General features: G+C 60.5%; 7 protein-coding genes. All 7 read left to right on the top strand.

Annotation, left to right across the window (positions count from 1 at the left end; genetic code table 11):
- The first annotated feature begins 57 nt into the window (after positions 1 to 57).
- The 7 genes from L6R21_13345 to L6R21_13315 all read left to right on the top strand — a co-directional run bounded on the left by L6R21_13345 (position 58) and on the right by L6R21_13315 (position 11,386).
- Positions 58 to 1,104 (top strand): DUF2961 domain-containing protein, encoded by a 1,047-nt coding sequence (locus L6R21_13345; GenBank protein MCK6560175.1) that lies wholly within the window; start codon positions 58 to 60, stop codon positions 1,102 to 1,104.
- 42 nt (positions 1,105 to 1,146) lie between these two features.
- Positions 1,147 to 2,103: a glycine zipper family protein gene (locus L6R21_13340; GenBank protein MCK6560174.1), complete on the top strand. Its 957-nt coding sequence runs from the start codon at positions 1,147 to 1,149 to the stop codon at positions 2,101 to 2,103.
- 53 nt (positions 2,104 to 2,156) lie between these two features.
- Positions 2,157 to 2,969 carry a sugar phosphate isomerase/epimerase gene (locus tag L6R21_13335; GenBank protein ID MCK6560173.1) on the top strand — a complete coding sequence of 271 codons (813 nt, stop codon included), beginning with the start codon at positions 2,157 to 2,159 and terminating at the stop codon, positions 2,967 to 2,969.
- A 95-nt stretch (positions 2,970 to 3,064) separates the two neighbouring features.
- Positions 3,065 to 5,302 carry a hypothetical protein gene (locus tag L6R21_13330; GenBank protein MCK6560172.1) on the top strand — a complete coding sequence of 746 codons (2,238 nt, stop codon included), beginning with the start codon at positions 3,065 to 3,067 and terminating at the stop codon, positions 5,300 to 5,302.
- A gap of 397 nt (positions 5,303 to 5,699) precedes the next feature.
- Positions 5,700 to 7,454 (top strand): hypothetical protein, encoded by a 1,755-nt coding sequence (locus tag L6R21_13325; protein ID MCK6560171.1) that lies wholly within the window; start codon positions 5,700 to 5,702, stop codon positions 7,452 to 7,454.
- 456 nt (positions 7,455 to 7,910) lie between these two features.
- Complete coding sequence (locus tag L6R21_13320) at positions 7,911 to 8,738, top strand: sulfotransferase (GenBank protein MCK6560170.1); 828 nt, start codon at positions 7,911 to 7,913, stop codon at positions 8,736 to 8,738.
- Positions 8,739 to 8,983: 245 nt separating this feature from the next.
- Positions 8,984 to 11,386, top strand: a complete 2,403-nt coding sequence (locus tag L6R21_13315) for a hypothetical protein (GenBank protein ID MCK6560169.1) — start codon at positions 8,984 to 8,986, stop codon at positions 11,384 to 11,386.
- Positions 11,387 to 11,861 lie beyond the last annotated feature (475 nt).

Raw genomic sequence — 11,861 nt, 5'->3', positions numbered from 1 at the left:
TCCGAAGACGGCCGTTGTTCCACGCGCGTTGTTGACGCATACAAGAATGACATACCCATGAACGACTTCCTCAATTTCGCCAGACTGCCCCTGATCACCTCCGGCCGCACGCGCTCCATCTCGGCCGAGAATCCCTCCGGTGAGAAAGGCAGCGGTGCGCAGGCCGTGCCCGAGGATTCCAAGAACGCCGCCTTCACCCTGGGCAAAGGCTGGAAAGTGCGGCCCTGCATCGCACTGCCGCCGCAGCAAACCACGGTGCTGGCCGACCTCGCCGGGCCGGGCGTGCTGCAACACATCTGGATCACCACCGATGCGAAAGCGTATCGCGATTGCATCCTGCGTTTCTATTGGGAGGGTGAGGCCGAGCCTTCTGTCGAGGTGCCGCTGGGCGATTTCTTTGCGCTGGGCCACGGCTTGCGTTACACCGTCAATTCGCTGATGGTGGCGGTGAATCCCACCGGCGGCTGCAACTGTTATTGGCCCATGCCGTTCCGCCAACGGGCGCGCGTGACCATCGAGAATCAGCGCGAGGAAGAAGTGCCGCATTTCTTCTATCAGATCACTTATGCGTTGGAAGAAGTGCCGGATCAGGCCGGCACCTTTCATGCGCAATGGCGGCGCAGCATGACGCAGCGCGAGCATCCCGAACACGTCATTCTCTCGGAGGTCAGCGGCCGCGGCCATTATGTGGGCACGTTTCTCGCATGGGAACAACTTTCCAACGGCTGGTGGGGCGAAGGCGAGGTGAAGTTCTATAGCGATGGTGACGGCGAGTATCCCACCATTTGCGGCACCGGCACAGAGGACTACTTCGGCGGCGCCTGGTGTTTTGGCGACACCTATTCCACGCCGTTTCTCGGCTATCCGCTGTGGCGCAAGGAAGCCGGCGAAATTCCCAAGCATGCCATGTATCGTTGGCATGTGCCCGATCCCATTCGCTTCACCCAGGATTTGCGCGTCACCGTGCAGGCGCTGGGCTGGTGGCCCACGCGGCAATATCAACCGCTGACCGATGACATCGCCTCGGTGGCTTATTGGTATCAAAGCGAGCCGCACCAGGCCTTTCCGACCATGCCGCCGCGCGCGGCGCGGTTTCCGCGATGAAGTGGGAATTCATTCAAGCGGAGTGACGCGCGGAATGGTTTCATGAAACGAATTCTTTGTGTACTGTTCTGTGCCGCCGGCTGGGCTCAGGCCCAAACTTCCTTGCGCGCTGCCGTTCACCGCACTCCCTGGTTGCACGAGCAGGAGGAGAATCGCATTCTCACCACGAGGGCTTTTGCTTGCGACACGACCGGCCCGGAGAAGCCCGCAAAGAAATTCTCGACGGTGGACAAGGTGGTCAGCATTTCGACGGGTATTGCCTTTGGGGCGGTGCTGGGCGCGGTGGTGGGCGCGCCCTTCGGTGATGACGAATATGGCAGCGCGATAAGGGGCGCGCTGATTGGCGCGAGTGTTTTCCCGTTCGTGAACTACGAGTTCCTCGCACGCCGGCAAGGCGCCATTCGCGGCCTGCACGGCCTCGGCCTGGGAGCCGGAGTCGGATTGACCACGAGCAACCATAATTCCGGTGTGAACAGCGGAGTCGTGTTTGGCATCAGGCGCGAGTATCGCTCCGGCAGGAAATTGGGCGTGCGCGGCGAAGTCAGTTATGCGTTTCGCCGCTTCTCCTTGCCCGCCCAGAGTCTTTACTACTCCAGCCCGGTGCCAAGGAAGCTGCTCGCTGACGTCAATTTCGGCGTTGGTTACGTGGATATCGCCCTGCTGTTCTCCCGCCGCTTTCCGTTCACCGGGCAACGGCACTTTGTGCTGTCACTGGGTCCGGCACTCTCTGTCGTGGCCGTCGACAAGACAGATTACACGATATTGAGCAATGAAGAATTTCGTGGCGGTGATTTCCCGCATGATTTCGTCTATGTCGGAGACGAGCCGGCGCGCATTTGGTTCTATCCCGGTTATGATTTTGCAGCCGGCGTTGCCTTCGCGCATTTGAGGTTTGAAATCAAGTTCAAGCTGCCGCTGGCAAGAACACATCAGATCTTTCCGCTCCTGGATAAAACAGCGCTTCACTCTTTGCATTTCACCGCGGGATACAGTCGCTAGTTTTCGCTTGGGAGCGCTCATCCACTCACACGTTGCTGAGAAGGCGGACCGTCATGCAAATCAAATACTGCTGCAGCCTGTGGGGCATGCCATTGCCGACACTCGCCGCAAATCTGAAAAAGATAAAAGCCGGCGGCTTCGCGGCCGTGGAAATGAACGCGCCGGTCGAGGTTGATCAACGCCAGGAGCTGCGCGCGCTGCTGCGCGATCTGGATCTCCTCTTCATCGCGCAGCAATGGACGCAGGGTGCCACACCACCGGAGCATGCGCAGAGCTTTGCAACGCAGTATCGCCGCAACGCAGAGTTGCATCCGGTGCTGGTCAATTCCCACACCGGCAAAGACTATTTCACCACCGCCGAGAATATCGCGATTTGCCGGCACGCGGCCGCTCTCGAACGGGAACTCGGTGTCTTCGTCACTCACGAGATCCACCGCGGTCGCATGACGTTTTCCACGACTGCCACGATGGGGCTCTTGGACAGCATGCCGGACTTGAAACTCACCGCGGATTTTTCGCACTGGTGCTGCGTGCACGAGTCGTACTTGCAGGATCAAACCGCCGCGGTCGAACGGGCGATCGCGAACAGCCATCACATTCACGCCCGCGTCGGGCATCCGGAAGGTCCGCAGGTGAATGACCCACGCGCCCCCGAATGGCGCGAGGCACTCGCCACCCACCTGCAGTGGTGGCAGATGATCGTCGATCATCACAAGCAGACCGGCACGAAGTTGCTGACAGTCTGTCCCGAGTTCGGTCCGCCCGATTACATGATGGCCCTGCCCTACACTCGGCAGCCGGTGGCCGACCTTTGGGAGATCAATTGCTTCATGCGGGATCTGTTGGCGGAGAGATTGGTGTATTGACACGCGGTTGAGACCTGCAATATGGTGTCAGCCCTTGCCTCCTGGATGATGTCATGCAGCCAGCATCCTTTTCACCAAAAAGTGCACCAGCCGATATGACCATGCTTCCGGAAATCGAAAACCTGCGCCCTGAGCCGGCAGCGCGCGGCCAGGTAGAAACGCGCAACGGCGCACCGCGGCTGCTCCTGAACGGCAGGGAAGTGTTCCCCTTGCTCGCCTGGAGTTGGGGCTTGGAGCACAGCACGCCATTTTTCAAACAGGCGGGCATCAACCTGCTGCATCCCATTCTGGGACTCAACGCCGCCTGGCCGGCGCCGGGGCTGTATGACTGGTCCGCGTTCGATGCGCTGTTTGCCAAATTACTGGCGCAACATCCCCAAGCCTTTTTTCTTCCGCGCGTATTGCTCGATGTGCCGGATTGGTGGAAGGATCAGCACGCCGACGAATTGATCGTCTGTGCGTTGCCGTTGCAACCCGAGGATCAACGCCAGTACCGGCCGGTGATTCGCAGCGAAGACGGCGGCTGGTTGTGGGGCATTCAACTGCGCGAGCCTTCGCTGGCTTCGGAGCTCTGGCGGGCGGATATGGAAAAGCTGTTTCGCGCCTTTTTGCAGCATATCGAAGCCTCGCCGCTGCGCAGTCGCGTGTTCGGCTATCAAATCGGCTGCGGCATCTACGGCGAATGGCATTATCATCTTGCGGAATTTGTGCCGGACTTGCATCCCGCGATGCAGGAAAAGCTCGGTTACGTTCCGGCCCTCGAGGCGCGCCTGCACAACACTTTCGGACTGCTGCGCGACCCGGCGCGCGAGCAGGAGGTGATCACCTATTATCAGCGCTTTCATGAGTTCAATGCCAACACGCTGCTGCATTTCGCCCGCCTCGCCAAGGAGGAAACCAACGGCCGGGTCTTGTGCGGCGCTTTCTATGGCTATCAACTGGAGAACGTGTGGATGCAGGAGGGCGGGCATCTCGCACCGGAGGTGATTCTCAACAGTCCGGAAATCGACTTTCTCGCCAGCCCGTATTCCTATCAAACCACCAACCAGGAAGAACGGCAGTGGTGGGAACACGAGATCTACGACGAGGCCGGCAATTGGCTGGGCCGCACGCGCGGCCTCGGCGGTGATGCCGGCTATCGCGTTTTGTTGGAATCGCTGAAGCTTCACGGCAAGCTCTATTTCGCGGAAATCGATCCCACGACCTTTCTCGAACCGCCGCCGATCAATCCCGACGGCAGCGGCGGAACGCAGGTCGAGAAGGAGCTGTGCATGGTGGGCGGCGTGGGCTGTACCACGTGGGAGGGCACGCAGCGCATCTTGCAGCGTGATCTCGGCCGCCTGCTGGCCAGCGGCAACGGCGGCTGGTTGTTTGATTTTGGCCCGGTGTTACGCACCCGGCGGAGTTGGTATGCGGACGACAAAATCACTGCCGAGGTGGCGCGCCTGATGAAATTGGGCGCGCAGCGCGAGCAGTGGGATATGCGCTCGTGCGCGCAAATCGCCGCGGTTTACGATGCCAAGAGCTTGTTTGCCACCCGTCATTGGCGCGCCGAGGCGCCCTTTACCAAAGGCGGCCATTGCCTGGACTATTTCACCCGCTGGTTCATGGATTCCCAAGCACGCGCGTTGCATCGCCTGGGCGCGCCGGTGGATTTTCTCTATCACTTCGACCTGCAGCCGGCTGACCCGCACAGGTATCGCCTGCTGTTGATGGTGAATCTGTTCGCGCTCACCGACGCAGAGATGGTGCACTTGCACGCACTGCTCGCAGACAGCCACGCCACGGTGGTGTGGTATTATGCCCCGGGCTTTCTCGCCGACGATCGGCTCGATCTCGGCCGCATGGCGCATCTCACCGGCTTTCGCTTCAAGCTGCTCACGACGCCCGGTCCGATGCTGATCCGTAGTGCCGCGCCTGCTCCTGTGCTGCAGTTTGGCGTGCAGCAGAAGGAGTCGCCACGCTTTGCCGTTCGCGACGAGGCTGCAATGGCGCTCGGCTATTGGAGTGATTGCGAAGAAGTCGCTTTCGCGCGCAAACCCTGCCGGGGCTGGCATTCCGTCTATCTCGGCAGCGCGCCGCTGCCGGTGGAGATTCTGCGCTGGCTGGCGCAGCAAGCCGGCGCGCGTTTGTGGAGCACGCAATCCGATATTGTCGTGGCAGCACAAGAGGTGGCGATGCTGGCCGCCACTTCGCCAGGCACGCGGGAACTCACTTTGCCCAAAGAGATGAAGCGTTTTGCCACCGGCGCCATCGCTCACCAGCACAAGCTCGACCTGGCGCTGGGCGACGTAGAGTTCTTCATTCCGCCGCAGGCAGCCGGGAGGGGATAACCGGAACGGCAACGCCAAGTTGTCCGCCAATACCCCTCCTGATGTCATCCTGGCCAGGAGCTCGTGCAGATTCGGGCGCAGTGCCAAGTATTTCACAAGATTCGTTTGAATGACACAGCGAGCGACTGCTTCCACGAAATCAAGTAACCGGCCACGGGTGGCCTGCACTTCGATTTGTTGCTCAGGAAAGATCCAGAGCGCGCACCCGGGACTGAACCCCGGCAAGAACCGACCTCAGTGCCTACGAAGATTCCTGCGGAATGACAGGCCGAGGGCAGGCAGAAGACAACCGGTGTCATCACCGACTGACCAATGAATCATCTTGCTTTCTCGGTTTCAGAAAGTGAGATGAGAGATGCCGAGAATATGAACCCCACATGCCGATGCCGCACGCGCCATGCCTGATCTGAAAACCGTCAATGCCGTTGATTACGGCCTCATCGGCCTGTATTTCGCCATCATCATTTGGGTGGGATTCTATGCCGCGCGCCAGAACAAGAACACCACGGAGTACTTCAGCGGCGGCGGCAAGATTCCCTGGGTGCTGGCCGGCCTGTCCAACTGGGTCTCCGGCTATTCCGCCTTCATGTTCGTGGCGGCGGCCGGTTTCACCTATCGCAACGGCATCGGCGCGGTGGTGCTGTTCACCTCCGCGGTGTGGGCCTATTTGTTGGGCTATTTCTTCTTCAGCACGCGCTGGCGCCGCGCCCGCCTGGGCGCGCCGCTGGAGTTTCTCAATCGCCGCTATTCGCCTTCCACCACCTACTTCTATTCCATCACTGCCGTGATTCCGCAAATCGTCGGCATTGCGCAGGGCCTGTACGTGCTGTGCATTTTCGTTTCCACCGCGCTGGGCTTCAACGAGCGCTCATTTGCGCTGGGCAGTCTGACCATTTCCGGGTTCCAGCTCGCCATCATCCTGGTCGGTTCGATCATGGTGATCTACTCGGTGATCGGCGGCTTGTGGGCCGCGGTGCTCTCCGATGCGGTGCAGGCGGTGATCATCACCATCATGACGTTGATCATCTTTCCGGTTTCCTATCTCTATCTCGGCGAGGGCCAGGGCTTGCTTGCCGGTTTCGAGCGTTTGCTGCGCGAAGCGCCACCGGATTTTTTTCGCCTGCGAGATGAAACGGCCGATATCTGGTTTCTCTTCGCCTATTTGCTCAATGTGATCCTCGGCTACAACGTCGGCTGGGCGTTGGTGCAACGCTATCACAGCGTGCCGGATGAGCGCGATGCGCGCAAGATGGCTTTGCTCTGCGCGGTGCTCGCGCTGGTGGGTCCGCTGTTGTGGATTTTGCCGGTGATGGCTTCGCGTCTGGTTTTTCCGGACATCGCAGCGCTGTGGCCTTCGTTTGCGGTGCCGGCCGAAGCTTCATTCGTCAGTCTCGCGTTGCTGCTGCTGCCGCACGGCATGATCGGCTTCGTGGTTTCCGCCATTCTCTCCGCTACTTTGGGCCAGGCCAACGACAGCTTCAACTGGCTTTCGGCCACGCTCACGCGCGACATCTATGCGCCGCTGCACCAGCGCGTGCGCAAGACCGCGCCTTCCGATCGCCATCAACTCGTGGTGGCGCGGCTGGCGATGTTGATCGTCGGCGTGCTGGGCATTGCGGTCGCGCTCTACATTCCGAAGCTGGGCGGCGCGTTTCAATTTGCGCTGGGATTCTATTCACTCAGCGCCGCCTTCATGATGCCGGTGGCACTCGGTATTCTCTACACGCGCACGCCGTGGTGGTCGGGCATTGCCACGTGCAGCGCGGCTTTGGCGGCGGGCCTGGGCTTGATGATCGCCGGCGTGTGGCCGGAACACGCGTTCGTGCGCAACATGCTGAGCGAAGCGGTGGCTGCGGTGATCGTGTTTTTCGGATCAGCCTGGTGGTACAACCGGCATGATCCGCGCCACGCCGAACTGCTCAAGTTCGAAGCGGATTTGCGCACGCCGGTGCTGGTGGAACACCAGCAGGTCAAGCTCAGCAGCTTCGGTGTCTATCGTTTGCTGGGCCGGATTTGCCTGGTGCTCGGCGCGGTGCTGGTGGTGTGCACCGCGCTGCCCGCGACGCCGCCGGCCTCCTCCGCCACCAACCTCGTTGCCGGCGTCATGCTGCTGCTGCTCGGCGGCGGAATTCTGTTCGCGGTGAAGGAGTAGGCTTGCGCGTGATTTTTCTCGGTAGGACTGGCAGGATTCGGATTTGTGCTTAATACTACATCGTTAGTACTACAACGTTCAGTCGAATTCTATTGCGCAGACAAACAGCCCCAAGGGGGCGAAAGGTAGCAGCGAAGGGCATCGCCCTGGGAAAGCTGTAATCAGGAGAAATCACCAAGCCCCGCCGGTGCGCCATAGAACCACGCCAGGAATACCGCCCTTGCAGGGCTAAATGCGACAAATCCTATTTGCTCCCGGGGCGCTGCCCGCGGGCTATTCCATGCGACCCCGTCGGGGTCGAGCTGGCCTTCTGAAGAAGACAGAGTATACTTGACGTTGTAGTATTAACGGCCACCACAGAAACGCAAAGTCCGCCGGGAATTTTGGAAATCTCACTTTGCGATCACCGCGTCCCGGCGGTGAAATGATGAGGTCCGATTTCGTTTTGGAACATCGATGCAACGTCTGTTGAAATCTCTCTCCTGGCAGCGCGCCAACTGGCGTGCGACACTCGAGCTTTACCGCCGCGCCGCGTGGCCGCAGGCCCGCCGCATTCGGCAGCTCAGCCGCCGGCCCATCGTGATCGGCGGCTGCGGCCGTTCCGGCACCACCTTGCTGCTGTCGATCCTTTCCTGCCATCCCCGCCTCTTTGCGATCGACATCGAGACGACCGCCCTATGCCGCGACGGCTATGGCGCCGACGGGCTTTACAATCGCACGCCCGATCTCGACGCGCCTTTCGAGCTTGGGCGAATCTACGGCTACTTGCGGGAACACGAGATTCCCGCGAGCTGCACGCGCTGGTGCGAAAAGACGCCGCGCAATGTGATCTACTTCGGCCGCATTCTGCAGCATTTCGGCAAGGGCGTGCGCTTGATTCATCTCGTGCGCGACGGCCGTGACGTGGTCACCTCGGTGCATCCCAATGACCCCACGCGCTATTGGGTCACCCCGCATCGCTGGGTGATGGACGTTGCTGCCGGCCGGCGTTGGGAAGACCACCCGCAAGTTCTCACCGTGCGCTATGAAGAGCTGGTACGCGACTATGAAGCCACCCTGCGCCGCCTCTGCCGTTTCATCGAGGAAGATTTCACCGCTGCCTTTCTGCAATATCCGGAAACCGCGCGGGTGAAGGAAAGCATCGCCTGGTTCAATCCCGCCCAAAAAATGAATGACCGGTCGATCGGGCGTTGGCGCGAGGAAAAGCATGCGGCGGCCCTCGCCGCCTTCGAACGCGAGCCGGGCGCGCTCGAGTTGTTGCGGTATTACGGCTATCTCGCGTGAGCGCACCGGAAGGGAAGGAGATGAAGATTCCCGGCGCTGCAAAACGGCGGGCAATGGCTGAAGCACGACGAATCAGCCTGACGATGAAGCGGCGGGAACGACAACGTGAGGAAGGTTCCCATCGAAATGACAAAGTGATGAATGGCCAAAAGTCCGGCGGTTCACGGTGCCTCAACATTCGGCATGCGTAGGTATGCGCGTTTCCAACGATCGCAAGCCTCTTCGTTCTCTCAAGGTGATTTTGTATGACGATGGATTTGCTGCAGGCGGCGGATCACACGCCGCCGATGGGTGATTTGTTTTCGCATCCGCGCCTCTCGTTTTGCCGCGCGTTGTGGACCGCGCCGCTGGCGGGCGAGGCGCAGGCGCCGGTTCGCCGCATCATTCACGCGCGGGTGCTGCAGTGCCACGGTCCCGCCAAGCTGCAGCGTCTCGGCGTGCGGCCGGCGCAGGGCTATCACAAATGCGGCAGCTATCAAGACCTGGATTGGGTGACTTCCTTTCGCGTGTTGCTCTGGCAGGAGGGCCGCTGGCGCGTGCATCTGCAAGCAAGCGAGCTTGCTTCGCCCGCGGCTGGCGAGGTGCTGTGGTTCGATCTCGGCGATGTGATCACCTCGGCCGCAATGCTGGAAGTGCGGCGCTGCGGCATCGACAATTGGTGGCCTTCGTGGAATTTGGTTTCCGGCGCGTTCCTGCTCGAAGGCGAAATGCCCACCGGCCTGGCGCCACGGCAGGAACGCACGCTCGCGACCGAGAGGGTTGCCCTGACAGGTTTGCCGCCGGGCGTGACCGCCGAGCGCAGCCATGGTGAAGTCCGCTATCGCACACGCTTTCTGCAAGTCGGTTTCTATTTGAATCGCGCCGGCTTTTCTCATCTCGGCATCGATGAATACGGCGGCGGCCTCACCTCACACAGCATTTTGTTCCAGCAGGCGGGAAGTTTTCCGCAAGGCGTGATGCTGCATCCGCTCGCTTCCCGGCCGCTGGCCGCGCCCACGCTGCGCTATGAGGTGCAGGGTGTCACGCGGGTACAGGGCAATCGCGTGGAGTATGAGCTGGCGCTGCCGGAGGCGGGCCAGCAGTATCGTCTGTGTTGGGAAATCGAAGAAGATCGTCTTATCCTGTACGCTTCCCGCTCGGCTTCACGCGAGATCCATGCCTGGTACAGCAGTGCCTGGCTCATGAGCTTGCGGCCGACGGTTTCCCCGGCGCATTTTATCGGCAAGATCACGCGCGCCGGAGAAACCGGCCTGCTGGAGTTGCCCGCGTTGCTGCATGCTCCGCGCTTCGGCACGCTGCGCCTCGCAGCCAGCAACGGCCACGCGCTGTGGCGCTGCGATGCCTTTCGCCCGCTGGACATGACCACCGGCGAGCTCAAGCTCGGTGAAATTCCCCAACCCGAAGGCCACTATCTTTTGCCCGCCGGAAAATTCGAATGCGAGCTGCACTTCGTGCTCGCCCGGCCTGATCTGCCCACGGCAGAAGACACCCCAATCCCGGTCGTGGCGGCGCTGCAGAAATGCGCCTTCACCGCACTCACCTACCGCCCCGACACCGCGACTTTCAGCAACAACGGCGCCTCCATGCACTGCCCGATTTGTATGGACAACTGGTCGGCTCTCACGACGCGCATGCCAAAGCTGCTGCCGCATTTGCACGCGGTCGATATGCTGCGCGATTCGCTCGAACGCTGGCTCGACGGCGGCCAGGGCTACACCAGCGGCAACATGCTGCAACACGGCGTTTTTCACGAAGCCGAAGACGAATATCTGCTCACCGGCGCGGCTTGTTTGCTGGGACTCGGGGAATACCTGCAACATTCCGGCACCACAACCTGGTTGCGCGATTATCGCGCGCCGATTCAGCGGCAATTGGCAAAGATGCGGGGCCGCGACCTCGATGGCGACGGCTTGATCGAGAGCCGCTATCGCACCGGTGTGAGCGGCACGAGTCAATGGAGTACCTGCTGGTTCGATGTCGTATCCTTTGGCTGGAAGGATGCCTTCTCGAACGCGATTCTCTATCGCGCGTTGATCGTGCTCGCCGAAATTCTGCCCAAACTGGAAGCCGCTGAGCTTGGCGCCGGCCTCGCGGAATGGGCTGCCGAGCTGCGCCAGAACTTTCGCCCGGCGTTTTACAATCCGAAAACCGGCTGGCTGGCAGGCTGGCGTTGCGCCGAGAACAAGCTGCATGATTATGCTTTTCTCTTTGTCAACGGCGCGGCGGTGAGCTGCGGCTTGCTGGATGTCGAGGAGGCGCGCGTGATCATGGCGCGCTTGTGGCAGGAAACCAAGCGCGTGGCCATGCCTGATCCGCTGCTGGGCTTGCCGGGCAATCTCTGGCATATTCCTGACGCCGATCTCGCCGACATCATGCAGGGCTATCCGCTGGGTTATTATCAAAACGGCGGCCGCACCATGGCGCAGTCCCGGCATTTCGTCAACGCGCTCTATTGCGTCGGCATGAAAGCCGAGGCCGACGAGCTGCTCAGCCGCTTGTGCGAAGGCCTGGCGCGCGGCCTGGTGTTTGGCGGCAACAAAAGCGGGGTGGACTGGCGCTTCTGGGACGATCGGCCCTGCGGCTATGAAGGCTTGTTGACCGATCAATTCGGCGTGCTCGCCAGCGCGTTGGCGCGCTTCGGCGTCTGACGATTAATCGTCTGGCCAAAACATGCAAGCCGTCTAAAGACAGCTAATACCCAACTCGAACAGGCCGGAACCAAATCTTGCCCCCAAGACACGAAAGCACTACAGCGTTTTTGAAATGCGTGTGCAGGTTCGTCGTCCTGCCCCCTGGTGGGGCAGTGTTGCAACCGCGAATCCATTGGTTGCAACAGCCGTCCACAAGAGACTACGCCAGATCTCAAACAAGCTGAATTCTGAAGCCCGCGGGCAGCAATAAGCCCGATTCGTACACGGTTGTCTCGCACGAGGTATCCACCACCACCACCACCGTCATCCAGTGAGGATCTTGTGAAGATTTGGGCACCCTGCCGTGTCATTCACCTTATTGATGTTTGCAAAAGTAAAAGGCAAATGTCTTGCTGGAAGCATCTTTTTGAAATTGAGTACTATGCTGGATTGAAAAGAGATTCCTCCTGAATGACAGCAAGCCAAGTATTGC

This window comes from bacterium (genome assembly GCA_023150945.1).
Taxonomy (GTDB): Bacteria; Zhuqueibacterota; Zhuqueibacteria; order Zhuqueibacterales; family Zhuqueibacteraceae; genus Coneutiohabitans.
The sequence above is the reverse complement of the archived record's forward strand: the minus strand, read 5'-3'. Positions and strand labels throughout refer to the sequence as shown.